This window comes from Alcanivorax sediminis (assembly GCF_009601165.1).
Taxonomy (GTDB): Bacteria; Pseudomonadota; Gammaproteobacteria; order Pseudomonadales; family Alcanivoracaceae; genus Alcanivorax; species Alcanivorax sediminis.
The window spans coordinates 219,519-233,513 of sequence record NZ_WIRE01000002.1 but is presented as its reverse complement, the minus strand read 5'-3'; the positions used below and the strand labels follow the sequence as shown (position 1 = coordinate 233,513).

Sequence of the window (13,995 nt, the reverse complement as noted above, 5' to 3'; positions counted from 1 at the left end):
CCGGTCCGGCTTGGCTTACACTGGCTGCAATGACTGACAAGGACCAGGGCTTGATTCCAAAGCTGCCAACAGCATGGATTATCGTACTGCTGTTACTGTTACCCCTCCCGGTACTTGCCCGGGACGAACCGGAGCTGTTCATCACAGGCGACGCCAGCGAAATCGTCACCGAAAATATCCGTGCCCTGATCAATCTTCAGGGCTATCCCTGCCACCCGCCCAAGGCGCAGTACGGCCTGATTCGTCGCCAGATTCTCAAGCATGCCACTGAAGGGCTGCAGGCCATGGGCTATTACGAAAGCCAGCTGACCCTGTCAGCGAACACCGGCGGCGCCTGTGCCACGGTTAGCCTTGATGTACGCACCGGCCCTGCGGTGATCCTCGCCCGCGCGGACATTCGTTTACAGGGAGACGCGGCGAATGATCCGGTATTCCAGGCACTGGTGGATGAAGATTCGCTGCACATTGGCGAGCGCCTGCAACATGATCGCTACACCCGTCTGAAACGAAACCTCCAGCAGAGCCTGATCAATCGCGGCTACATGGAAGGCAGCCTCAAACGCCATGAACTGAATGTGGATACCCGCACGCGCAAAGCGACCATCGTGTTGCATGTGGACAGCGGCCCACGCTACCGGTTTGGCAAGGTCGAGGTGTCAGGCAGTGAACTGGATCCGGCACTCATTGATGCCTATGTGCAGTTCAGGGAAGGCCAGCCCTTTGACAGCAAGCGAGTGCTGGAAACCCAGCAAGCCTATCTGGGCGCGGGCTATTTCAGTGCTGCCCGCATCCAGAAAGGCGCTGCCGACCCGAATACCCGAGTGATCCCGATCAGTATCACCCTGAGCGACAATCATCGTTGGTCGCTGCTCACAGGGGTGGGTTTCAGCACCGATACCGGGCCGCGGATCCGCCTCGGTATCGAAAACCGCAGGGTCAATCGGCAGGGGCATCGCTTCCGGGCGGAAACCCAGCTCTCCGAAGTGGAGCAAGGCGCCGGGGCCAGCTATCAGATTCCGCTCTCGGATCCGCTGCATGAGCGTCTGGACTTGCATACCAGTTACGTCAACGAAGACACGGACAGCAATACCAATGAACGCTGGATGACCGGTGCGGACTACATCGTCGAACTCAACAACCGGTGGGTGAGCACAGTATCGCTGGAGTACCTGCGGGAAACCTGGCAAATCGCCGATGAGGTGGATCAGGCCGAACTGATCATGCCGGGCTACCAGCTCAGTCGTATCAAGGCCAACGACCCGGTCTACCCCACCTTTGGCTGGCGTCTCAGCGGCAAGATCCGTTTTGCCCATCAGGGCCTGTCATCCACCTCTTCATTCGTACAGTTCACTCCCAGTGGCAAGATCGTGTTTCCTGTTATCGGTGGTCGAATTCTGGCGCGCATGGATCTGGGTTACACCGAAATCAATGACGTCACCGAGCTGCCTGCCTCATTGCGCTTCTTTGCCGGTGGCGACTCCAGCATTCGCGGCTTCGGTTATGAGTCACTCGGGCCGGAAGATGCCAATGGCGAGGTGATCGGTGGCCGCCATATGGCCACGGGCTCGCTCGAGTTCGATCATCCCATCACCGAGAAGTGGCACTTCGCGGTATTCTCCGACGCCGGCAATGCCTTTAACGATATCGAGGATTATGAGCTGCGCCACAGTGCCGGCGCGGGGATTCGCTGGCGCTCACCACTGGGCCCCATTCGTCTGGACGCGGCCCGAGCCATCGACGAAAACCGGCAATGGCGGATTCACCTCAGCATGGGGCCGGACCTGTGATTCGCCGCGCAGTCATTGGGCTGTTCGCCGTGGTGGCGTTGCTACTGTTATTGGCCTGCCTGCTCGTCTATGGCCTGGTGGGGACATCCCCCGGGAATCGCTGGCTGCTCACCCAGGTCAGCAATATCATCCCCGGAGAACTGCAGGTCGATGACTGGCAGGGTAACCTGCTTGGCTCGCTGTCACTGTCGGGGATCCGCTATCGCAACGAGACCGTCAACCTGGAGCTGGACCAGCTCAATGCCAGCCTGAAGCCAACAACACTGCCCCGGGGCTGGCTCACCTTTGAGTTCCTGAGCCTGGGCAACCTGCGTATCCACACTGGCGCCATCGCTCAGTCGGAGACAACCGGCAATCCCCTGCCCGACAGCCTTAGCCTGCCGATTGGCATTCGCATCGAGCAACTGGCGGTTGAATCCGTGCAGTTGAATGGTACGCGATGGATACGGAATCTGGAGGGAGAGAGCCTCTCCGCCTGGCGGCGGTTCCAGGTTGCCCGTCTGGACGCGCTGCTGATGGATGATCTGCAATTGAATGTCAGCGGTCATGGGCAACTGTCTTCACCCTATCCGATCGACAGCCGTATCCGCTGGCAGCAATCACTGCCCGAGAATGAACAAATCAATGCACAGCTCGCCAGCGGTGAACTCACCGCCCAAGGCCCTCTGACCGCACTGCGGCTGAACCATGATCTGCTCCAGCCACTGCGCATCCATTCCCGTGGTGATCTGCAATACCGCGATGCGCAGTGGCAGGTAGCGCTGCTGCACGAGTGGCAGGCGCAACCATTGCCGCTGAAAAATGACGATGGCCTGACGCTTGATGACGGCAAGTTGCTGACCCATGGTCCCCTCGCGGCCTTGCAGATACAAGGCCAGACCGCCCTGCGGCGGCAGTCACCGAATCAGGAACCGCAAAAGCTGGAGATCAAATTAGACAGCATACTTGGCGATCAAACCCTCAATATTGCCGAACTGACACTGCGTCAATCCAGGCAACGCCTGACCGGCAAGGGCAGCGTCCAGCTGAAGCCGTTGAAATGGGATCTGGCCCTGAGCGGCTCAATCAACACCGGTATTTTCTCCCCGCAGCTGGAAGGCCAGCTGGATATCGATGGCCATAGCCAGGGCCAACTGGAGGGCAAACACTGGCAGTTGGAGCCAGGCACCATTACCGCCACGGGCACCCTGCGTCAGCAACCCTTGCGCCTGAAAGCCCAGACCAAAGGCAACGCCGACAACTTACACATCGACAGCACTCTTCAGTGGGGTGACAACCGCTTGCAGCTGACGGGCAAAGCCTGGCCGCAGTGGCAGCTCAATGGCCAACTGACATTGAACTCACTTGCCCAGTTGGATAACCGATTGCAAGGCAGTATCTCCGGCAACCTCAAGATTCAGGGTAAACCGCAGTCCCCCCGTTTCAGCGGACAGCTGACGGGTAGTGAGTTGAGTCAGTCATCCATGACACTGGCGACAATCAACGCGGTGTTCAAGGATCTCGGTATCGGTCCGCAGCCACAACAGCTGAACATCACTCTCAGTGATCTTACGCTGGCAGGGCAGCCTGCACTCGACACCGCCAATCTGGACTTGCAAGGCACGATTGCTGATCACCAACTCTTGCTGGATCTTCAACAAGGCGACACCTCCCTGCATAGCCAACTGGATGGCGCGCTGTCCCTGGCTGGCGGTCGCCCCCCAGCGTGGCGAGGCGCCCTGAGTAACACTCGGCTTGCCCAGGACGATTTGGGGGAGTGGCTTCAGGTTGCCGCAACTGACGTTTCGCTGACCGCCAGCAAACAGACGCTGGGTGAACTATGCCTGCGACAGCAGGACAGCCAGCTGTGCGCCGATGGCACGCGTCAGGGCAATCATCAGCTTGCTCTCAACGCCCGGATCGACGCTCTCCCCCTGGCGTTGTTTTCTTTCCTGCTGGGTCAGGATTACAGCCTTGAAGGGACCCTTCACGGCCAGGCCCATCTCGAGGGCTCTCTGGATACTCCCCGTGGTGAAATCAACCTGCGGACCGAGCAGGCAAAGCTCAACGTCAATGTGCAGGATGGCCCTCCGCCCTGGCAGCTGGACACACTGGCACTGGACACGCAGCTGGATGGCAAGCAGGCACACACCCGTCTCACGCTGGTGTCGGCGCTGGGGCAGGTAAACGCAGAGCTGACCCATGGATTCAGCGCGGACGCGGTCATGGCCGGACAGGCATCCTTTCAGGTGGAGCGCCTGTCGATCGTTGAAATGCTGACCGCAGATTTGCGGGATGTCAGCGGCAAATTGAATGGCGATGTTCAACTGGGCGGCACGCTTAGGGCACCGGTCATTGAAGGCACCGTAGCATTGCGCGACGGCTATGCCCTGGTGCCCGCGCTGGGTACCGCCGTGAGCAAGATCGACTTGTCATTGCAGGGTTCACCACAGGGACGCCTGAGCGTCGCCGGGCAGGCGCTGATGGGCAGTGGCACGCTCAAAGTTGATGGTTATCTGGATCCCGCTCGCTGGCCACTGGCGCTAAACCTTCATTTCACCGGCCAGCGACTGCTGGTAGCCGATCGTCCGGATGCGCAGGTGAGGGTATCACCGGACCTGTACCTGAAAGGCGACCTTGGGGGAATGATGCTCAGTGGCCAGGTCATCATTCCGGAGGCAGCCATTCATCCGGAGCAACTGCCAGAGGGCGCCATCACGGTCAGCGACGATCAGATCCTGGTCCACCAGGAGGGCGACGCCAGCCAGCGGTTTCCTCTCGGTATGGACGTCACCGTCACGCTCGGCGACAAGGTCAGCTTTAACGGATTCGGCCTTAACGCCACCCTTGGCGGCAACCTGCAGATTCTCCAGGAACCCCAGCAGCCTCCCCAGCTCAATGGTGAACTGGTGGTCGTGGAAGGACGCTACCGGGCCTATGGCCAGAACCTGGCCATCAGTGATGGCCAGCTGATTTTCCAGGGCCAGCCCGACAACCCCGGCCTGGACATCCGCGCCTACCGCAAGATTCCGAGCGAGGCGATTACCGTGGGCGTGCAGCTCGGCGGCACCCTGCAAAGTCCCGAGGCTACGCTGTACTCCGACCCCGGCATGGAGCCCAGCCAGATCATGTCCTACCTGCTGACCGGCCGGCCGCTGGAAGGGGGCACCCAGAACGATGCGAACCGCATTGCTCAGGCGCTGGCCGTGTACGGACTGGAGAAAGGCAGTGGGGTGACAGAAAAAATCGGCGACCGGCTGGGCGTGGATGAGATTACCGTGGGCAGCGACTGGGAAACGGAAGACGCAGCACTGATGCTTGGCAAGCAACTTTCCGACCGTCTCTACCTGACCTACGCCATCGGTCTGTTTGATGCCGTCTCCACCGTCATGCTGCGTTACACCCTCACACGCAGCCTGCACCTGGAAGCCCGCTCCAGCTCGGAGGCCAACAGCCTGGATCTGATCTGGGAGAAGGAATTGCGATAAGGCATGCAACAAGCTTCTCGCTTCATTCAACACGCGAAAGCGCCGACAAAACGTTAGCGGCATGCGCTCCAGGCGATCATCGGGGGTTGCGAGTAACGAGTTTCGAGCAACGAAAATCCAAAACCTGTTGGTACCAGATGGTTTTGCCTTTCGAAACTCGCAACTCGTGACTCGCTCCTGTCAGCTAACCGGCAACGCATAGGTCCCGGTCACATGGGCGACCATGTCATCACTGCCCTCGCTGAACAGCTGGACTTCCAGCACCGCTGATCGACGCCCCAGCCGCAGTATCACTGCCTCGGCGATCAGATCCTTCTGCCCCGGACGGGCCAGAAAGTTGATGTTCAGGTTCTGGGTCACCGCCATCTCAACCCGCCCCAGTGCACCCAGCACCGCCGCATACATGGCCGCATCCGCCAGCCCCATCATGGTTGGCCCGGAGATAGAGCCCCCCGGTCGCAACGTGGAAGGCCGGAAAGGACTACGCACACGGGCACGATGATCGCAAATGGATTCCACCACCAACCCCTCTTCGGACGCCGCCGGCAGACCTTCGTAAATCACCTGTTGAACCTGTTGCGCATCCAACATGACGCTCTCCACTGGAAAAAGGACAAGACTAGCCAACTCCGGATACTAAACCCACCCCGGATTACGACACACAGCTGGTGGGAACTGCCCTTCTCTCATAGAATGGTGCGCTCTTGAAACAACCTGGCTCAGACATCTCCTATGCGCACTTCCCAGTACCTGCTTGCCACTGTCAAAGAAACCCCGGCGGACGCCGTTGTCATCAGCCACCAGCTCATGCTGCGTGCCGGTCTGGTTCGCAAGCTGGCATCGGGCCTCTATACCTGGCTGCCCACTGGTCTGCGTGTCCTGCGCAAGGTGGAGAATGTGATCCGCGAGGAAATGGACAAGGCCGGTGCCCAAGAAGTGCTGATGCCAGTGGTGCAGCCCATGGAGTTGTGGGAAGAGTCCGGTCGTGCGCCGGCCTACGGCCCGGAGCTGTTGCGCATCACCGATCGTCATGACAACCCCTTCTGCCTGGGCCCCACCCATGAGGAAGTCATTACTGACATGGTCCGCAACGAGATCCACAGCTACAAGCAGTTGCCGGCCAACTTCTACCAGATTCAGACCAAGTTCCGCGATGAGATCCGTCCGCGCTTCGGCATCATGCGCTCGCGGGAGTTCATCATGAAGGATGCTTATTCCTTCCATACCGATACCGACTCCCTGGCGGAGACCTACGCGATCATGCATCGCGCTTATTGCGCGATCTTCGATCGTCTGGGTCTCGACTACCGCCCGGTGGAAGCGGACACCGGCGCCATCGGTGGTGCCGCCAGCCATGAGTTTCACGTGCTGGCCGACTCTGGCGAAGATGACATCGCCTTCTCTGACAGCTCTGACTACGCCGCCAATGTGGAGCTGGCCGAAGCCCTGGCTCCGGCCACCGAGCGCGCGACTCCGAGCGCCGTCATGGAGAAAATCGACACCCCGAACGCCAAGACCATTGAAGAGCTGGTGCAACAGTTTGATCTGGCCATCGAAAAGACCATCAAAACGCTGGTGGTGAAAGGGGCCGAGGAAGGCACGCTGGTGGCCTTGCTGGTCCGTGGCGACCATGAGTTGAACGACATCAAGGCTGAAAAACTGGATTCCGTGGCCTCCCCCATGGAATTCGCCAGCGAAGACGAAATCCGCAAGGCCATTGGCGCCGGTCCTGGCTCCCTCGGCCCGGTGAATCTGCCCATCAAGATGATTGCCGACCGCAGTGTGGCGGTGATGAGCGACTTCGGCGCAGGCGCCAACGAAGACGGCAAGCACTTCTTCAACATCAACTGGGAACGCGATGTGGCGCTGCCAGAGGTGGCCGACCTGCGCAATGTGGTGGAAGGCGATCCGAGCCCTGACGGCAACGGCACCCTGACCATCAAGCGCGGTATCGAAGTGGGTCACATCTTCCAGCTGGGCACCAAGTACTCTGAAGCACTGGGTGCCAAGGTACTGGATGAAAACGGCAAATCCGTGATCATGCCCATGGGGTGTTACGGCATCGGCGTTACCCGCGTGGTCGCCGCTGCTATCGAGCAGAACCATGACGACCGTGGCATTCTGTGGCCGGAAGCTATTGCCCCGTTCACCGTGGCGCTGGTACCCGTGAACATCAAGAAGAGCCCGCGCGAGCGTGAGCTGGCGGAAAAACTCTACGCAGAACTCACCGCTGCGGGCATCGAAGTGCTGTTTGACGACCGCGAAAAAGAGCGCCTGGGCGTGAAGCTGGCCGACAGCGAACTGATCGGCATTCCCCACCGCATCGTCATCGCCGAGCGCGGCATGGACAACGGGGTCCTGGAATATAAGGGACGTGGGGATGCGGAAAATACCGATGTGCCAGTGGATGAAGTTGTGGCGTTCATCAAGAGCAAGTTGGAAAGCAATTAATAGTTAATAATGAATAATGAATAGCTGGCGCGAGCTAGCTTTTGAGCGCCTTAAACGCAAGAGGCCGCGTCCAGACACTGGACGCGGCCTCTTTGTTTTCAGAGCCTAAAAGATCAGGCCCGCGACGCTATTCATTATTAACTATTAATTAAAGCTTCACCGTTCTTTTCACTGCCATCACCTGACTCATGGTGTTATCGCCGTGGGCGGTGAGTTGCCAAAGAGGTAAGCCACGGCTGTCCATTTCCTGGGACTTGGTGATCAGACCAAGAGCGCGCAGGTGAATCTTCAGCTGGTTGAAAGAGTGGGCGGCCAACACCACGTTGCGCACCGCGTGGGCGCGGGGGAAATCTTTCTGCACGTCAGTCAGGGCATGGCGCACGATAAAGTCTTCCAGTGCCTTCTGCATCACCGGCTCGGAGGCCGGATTCAGCATCAGCGGTGCCACACAGGAAAAAGCCTGATCCCAGCTGATACGGGTGGTGACCATGGCCAGCTTGCAGTCACCGCCTTCATAGACGTTACAGGAGTAATCCAGCGCCACCTGATCGGCACCACGGGAGAGTGTCTTCAACGCCGGACGGGATTGACTAAGGGCCTCTTCGCGCTCTTTTTCCAGCTCCTGAATTCTGGCCTTGAGAGCGGAGGTATCCGCACCACCGCCCGTGGCTGCCTGGTCTGCGCGAACCCAGCCCGGCGCACGATGCTCTCGCATCAGGTTCGGCAGTACCTTTCGCGCCACCTCTGTGAGGCCAATCTCTGTGCTCCAGCGGAAGCACGGTACCTTTTCTTCCAGCAAGCGCACGAAATCGTCACGGCGAACCTGTCCGTCACGGGTGGCTTCCTGCTGCTCTGGCTTGAGCAGCGTCGGGTTGTCGTGGATAAAGGCCACCACTGGCTTGCGCTTGGTGGCGGCATAAATGTATTCACGATGGATTTCGCTGAGGCCCATGGGCGAAAGGTGGCCGTAACGACCTCCAACAATCAGGATGAAATAATCGCTGGTTTCGATGAGTTTCTGGATCACCGGCAACAGGGTATTCCCGTCAGCCGCAGCACTGTCGAGCCCAGTGGGAATCATGCCGTTTTCGATCATGGGCAACATCAACGCCTGCCGGGCCCCCTGCATATCGGGATAGGTTGCGCTGATAAAGACCTGATAGCGTTTTGAAGCTGTCACCCTGATTACCTGTTCCTATGGCTTATTACCCTCTGGGGGGTATTGGCTGGTGGGCTATTAAAACGCCTGACGGCCAGCATCACAAGAGAGCCCCCAAACTGACGCCGCCGGGACAGGCAGGCAAAATGGGACATCGGCTTCGATCATGCTAGCCTGAGATTAACAATAAAGGTAGCAGTGAACCGCATTCTTCACCGTATGAAGCCTCCGCATTCACGGCTATAGTACCGGGCAGGGACGGGTATGGACCCCGCCAACGCCGCTTTCGACTTGCTGACAGGATAGATCGCCATGCAAACCATTGCCTTTTATAACCTGAAAGGAGGTGTCGGCAAGACCGCCTCAGCGGTGAATATCGCCTGGCATGCCGCCCGCTGGAAGCATCGCACCCTGCTCTGGGATCTGGACCCCCAAGGCGCAGCCAGTTTCTATCTTGGGGTAGACGACGGAGACGGCTATAAAGCGGGCAACCTGCTCAAGGGCAAGCAACCCATCGGGCGACTCAAGCGGGAAACTCGCTGGGCCAACCTGGATGCCATTCCTGCCGATATCTCCATGCGCAATGCGGACATCAAGCTGATGGAGGGCGGTGGCGCCAAGAACAAGCTGAAGCAGCTGATTGCCCCGCTTGGCGAATCCTACGAACTGGTGATTCTCGACTGCCCGCCCACGCTCAGCCCGGTTGCAGAAAGCATTTTCGCCGCAGTGGATTACCTGTTTGTACCTGTCATTCCGACCCACCTGTCCGTGCGTGCCTTCCAGCAAGTGCTGGACTGGATCGACAGCAAGAACTACAAGAATCTCACTGTAGTGCCTTTTTTCAATATGGTAGACCGTCACCGCGACCTGCACGTGGAAATGCTGGTGAAACGACCCAAGGTAATGAAAGGGGGTCTGAAAACCTGGATCCCCTACTCCACCCATGTGGAACAGATGGGCGACCACAAGGCTCCCGTCGGCGAATTCGCCCCCTACACCCCCAGCGCGCAGGCGTTCCGCGCCATGTGGTTCGAGATTGCGGGCAAGCTGAAACTTTAATTAATAGTGAATAATGAATAATTAATAGCTGGCGCGAGCCAGCTCCTAAGCACCTTAAACGCAAGAGGCCGCGTCCAGACTCTGGACGCGGCCTCTTGGCTTTCAACCACGGGAAATGCCTAGTTCGCGACGTTATTAATTATTGATTATTCATTATTAACTATTAACTGCTCATCCACGGGTTCGCCCGCGCCAGGATCGTCTCCAGGTCCAGTCCCCTCGGCAAAGTGCCATAGTTACGATCCCCGTGCTCACCCAGTCGAGATGCAATAAAGGCCTCTGCCACGGAAGCATTACCCGCTTCCACCAGCTGACTGGCCTGCATGGTCAGCGACAACCGATCAACGATGTCACGGGCGCGATACTCAGCGTCGTTCATGTCAGCGAACTCGTGTTTGAGTGCGTTCACGGCCTTGTCGAGGCGGGCATCGCTGCCGGCCGTCTTGCCAAGTTCAGCAAACCAGGTCTCCAGTACTGCCGGGGTCTTGGCCAAAGCGCGCAGCATGTCCAGTGCCTGCACATTGCCCGAGCCTTCCCAGATGGCATTGATTGGCGCCTCGCGATACAACCGCGCCATGATGAAATCTTCGGTGACACCGTTTCCGCCCAGACACTCCATGGCCTCGTAGGCGTGGAAGGGACTACGCTTGCATATCCAGTATTTTCCGGCTGGCAGGCCCAGTCGTAGCAACAGCTTTTCGTGTTCGTTTTTCGGATCCAGAGTGGATTGGTCCAGAGCCTCCCCCATGCGCATGGCGATGGCGAGGGAGCCCTCCACTTCCAGCTGCAGGTCAGCCAGTACATTGCGCATCAGAGGCTGATCCAGCAGGGTCTTGCCGAACGCAGCCCGACCGGCAGCATGATTTACCGCCTGGGCCACCGCCTGGCGCTGCCCTGCGGCAGAACCGATCATGCAATCAAAGCGGGTCATGGCCACCATCTCAATGATGGCCGGCACGCCACGCCCTTCTTCACCAACCATCCAGCCCAGCGCACCGCGCAGTTCGATTTCGGAAGAGGCATTGGACACGTTGCCCATCTTGTTCTTCAGACGCTGCACCTGGATCGGATTCTTGCTGCCATCCGGACGCCAGCGCGGCACCAGAAAACAGCTCAGCCCATTCTCGGTCTGGGCCAGCACCAGGAAGGCATCGCACATGGGCGCGGAAGTGAACCACTTGTGTCCTACCAGCTCATAGGGCTCACCAGGGCCTTCGGCGCCGACAGCCCAGGCACGGGTCGTGTTGGCGCGTACATCAGAGCCGCCCTGTTTCTCAGTCATGCCCATGCCGATGGTCAGCGCCTCTTTCTCATAGTGGGGCACGTTGCGCGGGTCGTAGGCGTTATTGAGAATTTTCGGCAGCCATTCTTTCGCCAGCGAGGGCGTGAGACTGATGGAGGGCACCGCCGCAAAGGTCATGGTCAGCGGGCAGCCATGACCGGCTTCCACCTGTGCCTGCAGATAGCTTTTTGCGGCGCGGGCCACATGGGCGCCCGGTTTCGGATCAGTCCACGGGGCGGAGTGAATACCGGACTCCAATCCCAGTGCCATCAAGCGATGGTAGGACTCGTGATACTTCACATAATCCACCCGGTAACCCTGACGATCATGGGAGAAGAACTGTGGCTTGTGCTCATTGGCCAGGAAACCCCACTCGATGATCTCTGCGGTCCCGGTTTTAGCCCCATGCGCAGACAGGGCGGGCTCCGCCCAACCCGCGCCATGGCGGCGAACCGCTTCCCGCAATGCGGTATCGGTGTCATAGGCGTTGTAGCCTTCCAGCGCCCGGGCCTGATTGAAGACGTCATGGGTCTGGGCCAGAGGGTCCGGCTTGAGGTGTTCGTGCTTGGCATTCATGGGGGATCTCCCGTGATCTGGTTACGCCGTCTTGTGCAGTGATTGAGGTTGCCTGGACGAATCCGCCGATGCCGTTTCACAACGGGCTCCGATGGCGCGCAGACAAAATTGCGTCAGCGATTCAGCCAGCCCGGACTTGGGCAAGGGCTCTGACAAGGGGCCGACCAACGCTTCCGCAATCGCCCCCACCATGGCGGCGGCCGTGACGGCCGTATCCTGCTCCGGCAGCTCGCCGAGCCTGACTCCTTCGGCAAGGAATTGCTCGTACAGCTCCGCATAGCGTTGTCGATAAATGAGACGTTCCGCATCCACCGCCGGATCCACCGGCTCGGCGATCAGCGACCAGGCCAGTTTTGGCGCCACCTGAGCACGACGGACAAAGGTTTCCAGCACATGGGTGAGGCGGCGGGCAAAGTTGCCATGCAGGGTCATGGCATCCGCCACCGCCGCAACCTCACGCTCCGTGGCGACACGAAACACTTCCGCCGCCAGCACCGGCTTGTTCTCGAAATAACGATAGAGGGTGCCCACCCCCACCCCCGCCTGGCTGGCCAGGGTCTGCATGGTCAGATTGGCAAAGCCCCCCTGCCGGACCAGCTGCTCGGCACTGTGCAGCAGGTGATCGCGCTGGGCCGCCTTGCGAGCGCGAACATTGTCGGTCTCACGGTACGCCATAATCGGAATCCACATTCATCTCTTCACAAGAAGTGAACCACGGTTCCGGTTTTCAGGCAAGTCCGGTGGTCGAGCCTGGGATGAGGCAAACGTTGAAAGTTCAAAGTTGAAAAGCGCGGTGCAGTTGATCAGGCTCTGACAAGCCCTGACTGCGCCATCAGGACGGCAGCTTCCCTCAGCGTGAGTCGAGGAACGAAGTCGGGGTCAGAAGGAGGTCGCGTTACCCGCTTGGGCTTCTTCGTCGAGAACACACACGCGACATCGTGCGCGGACATATCAGCAGGAGCCATATCACCGAGGGTGGAAACCACAACCACTGTGCGATTCGCACCCCAAGTGGAGCTCCGACCCGGAGAGTTCGGGGTAACGTGGAGCGCGCCTATAGCACCTCAGCCACCACCCCTAGCCCCGCCATCCCCAGCACCATCCCCCACAATGGCAGCTTGCCACTGCGCAACAGCCAAAAGCCGCCGAGCACGACTACCCAGTCCCAGAATCCGTTTACGGCAGAAACGAACACAGGTTGGTAAAGCGCCGCCAGCAGCAGCCCCACCACAGCAGCATTGATACCTGCCACCGCCCCAGCCAATGCCGGTCGCGAGGACAGCCACTGCCATCCTTCCATTACTCCCAAAACAAGCAGAAAACCGGGTAGAAAGATCGCCAGCGTTGCCGTCAGAGCACCCAGCCACGGGCTGGCAGGCAGCAGTGCCGCGCCGAGATAGGCCGCGAGGGAAAACATCGGGCCAGGCACGGCCTGGGCTGCGGCATATCCCGTCAGAAACTGGTCAGGCTCCAACTGGCTTCCAACCAGCTCCTGCAACAGGGGCAACACCACATGCCCACCACCAAAGACCAGCGAACCGGCCGCGAAAAAATCACCCCACAGCGCCCAGACGCTGCCACCCAGCACCATCGGCACCAGCGCCAGAGTCGCAAACAGCAACAGCGGTTTCCACCGCCAGACGGCAGCCCCCTCTGTTGCGGTAGCAGGTTGATCATCCGCCGGCCGCAACGCCTTCCACCCCAACGCTGCGGCGGCGAGTAACGCCAGCACCTGCCCGGACAGGGTCGGCCAAAAGAGCAACAGGGCTGCCACCATCACCGCCAACGCCCGCGTCAGAGGTAAAGCACAGAAGCGCTTTCCCATGTTCCACACCGCATCCGCCACCACCATCACCGCCAGCCATTTCAGCCCGGTGATCGCCCCACCCTGAAGCCACTCCGGCAGAGATGAGGCATAGATGGCCAGCAGCGCCATCATCAGAAAGGACGGCAAGGTAAACCCGACAAAGGCGGCAAACGCCCCCGGCACGCCACCTCGCACCCGGCCAATAGCAAAACCCAGCTGACTGGAAGCTGGCCCCGGCAGAAACTGGGTCAGCGCCATCAAACGGGCAAACTCGGCCTCATCCAGCCACTTCAGCTGCTCCACAAACCGGCGATGGAAATACCCCACATGGGCGGCCGGACCGCCAAAGCTGACCAGGCCCAACACCAGAAACTGACGAAAGATATCCTGCATGGCTGACTCAAGAA

9 protein-coding genes are annotated in these 13,995 nt (G+C 59.5%); 4 read left to right on the top strand and 5 right to left on the bottom strand.

From position 1 onward, the window contains the following. Positions 1–29: 29 nt before the first annotated feature. Together GFN93_RS15350 and GFN93_RS15345 are read left to right on the top strand one after the other, a co-directional pair. Positions 30–1,787 carry an autotransporter assembly complex protein TamA gene (locus tag GFN93_RS15350; RefSeq protein WP_153502198.1) on the top strand — a complete coding sequence of 586 codons (1,758 nt, stop codon included), beginning with the start codon at positions 30–32 and terminating at the stop codon, positions 1,785–1,787. Further along, positions 1,751–5,254: a translocation/assembly module TamB domain-containing protein gene (locus GFN93_RS15345; RefSeq protein WP_153502197.1), complete on the top strand. Its 3,504-nt coding sequence runs from the start codon at positions 1,751–1,753 to the stop codon at positions 5,252–5,254. The genes GFN93_RS15350 and GFN93_RS15345 overlap by 37 nt, the downstream gene beginning before the upstream one ends. 180 nt (positions 5,255–5,434) lie before the next feature. Here GFN93_RS15345 and GFN93_RS15340 read toward each other — a convergent pair whose 3' ends face one another. Continuing rightward, complete coding sequence (locus GFN93_RS15340) at positions 5,435–5,845, bottom strand: PaaI family thioesterase (RefSeq protein ID WP_153502196.1); 411 nt, start codon at positions 5,843–5,845, stop codon at positions 5,435–5,437. Positions 5,846–5,986: 141 nt separating this feature from the next. Between GFN93_RS15340 and GFN93_RS15335 the strand changes: the two genes are divergently transcribed. Next, positions 5,987–7,705, top strand: coding sequence for a proline--tRNA ligase (locus GFN93_RS15335; protein ID WP_153502195.1), 1,719 nt, complete (start codon positions 5,987–5,989; stop codon positions 7,703–7,705). Between the two features lie 148 nt (positions 7,706–7,853). Here GFN93_RS15335 and GFN93_RS15330 read toward each other — a convergent pair whose 3' ends face one another. Next, positions 7,854–8,885: a DUF4062 domain-containing protein gene (locus GFN93_RS15330; protein WP_328594768.1), complete on the bottom strand. Its 1,032-nt coding sequence runs from the start codon at positions 8,883–8,885 to the stop codon at positions 7,854–7,856. Positions 8,886–9,176: 291 nt separating this feature from the next. Between GFN93_RS15330 and GFN93_RS15325 the strand changes: the two genes are divergently transcribed. Then, a complete protein-coding gene (locus tag GFN93_RS15325; RefSeq protein ID WP_153502194.1) occupies positions 9,177–9,923 on the top strand; it encodes a ParA family protein in 747 nt (248 codons plus the stop codon). Positions 9,924–10,086: 163 nt separating this feature from the next. Here GFN93_RS15325 and GFN93_RS15320 read toward each other — a convergent pair whose 3' ends face one another. From GFN93_RS15320 to chrA, 3 genes are all read right to left on the bottom strand, one after another. After that, entirely contained in the window at positions 10,087–11,781 is a 1,695-nt protein-coding gene (locus GFN93_RS15320; RefSeq protein ID WP_153502193.1) for an acyl-CoA dehydrogenase family protein, read from the bottom strand. Positions 11,782–11,802: 21 nt separating this feature from the next. Beyond that, a complete protein-coding gene (locus tag GFN93_RS15315; RefSeq protein WP_153502192.1) occupies positions 11,803–12,471 on the bottom strand; it encodes a TetR/AcrR family transcriptional regulator in 669 nt (222 codons plus the stop codon). Between the two features lie 364 nt (positions 12,472–12,835). Further along, positions 12,836–13,981, bottom strand: a complete 1,146-nt coding sequence (chrA, locus tag GFN93_RS15310) for a chromate efflux transporter (RefSeq protein WP_153502191.1) — start codon at positions 13,979–13,981, stop codon at positions 12,836–12,838. Positions 13,982–13,995 lie beyond the last annotated feature (14 nt).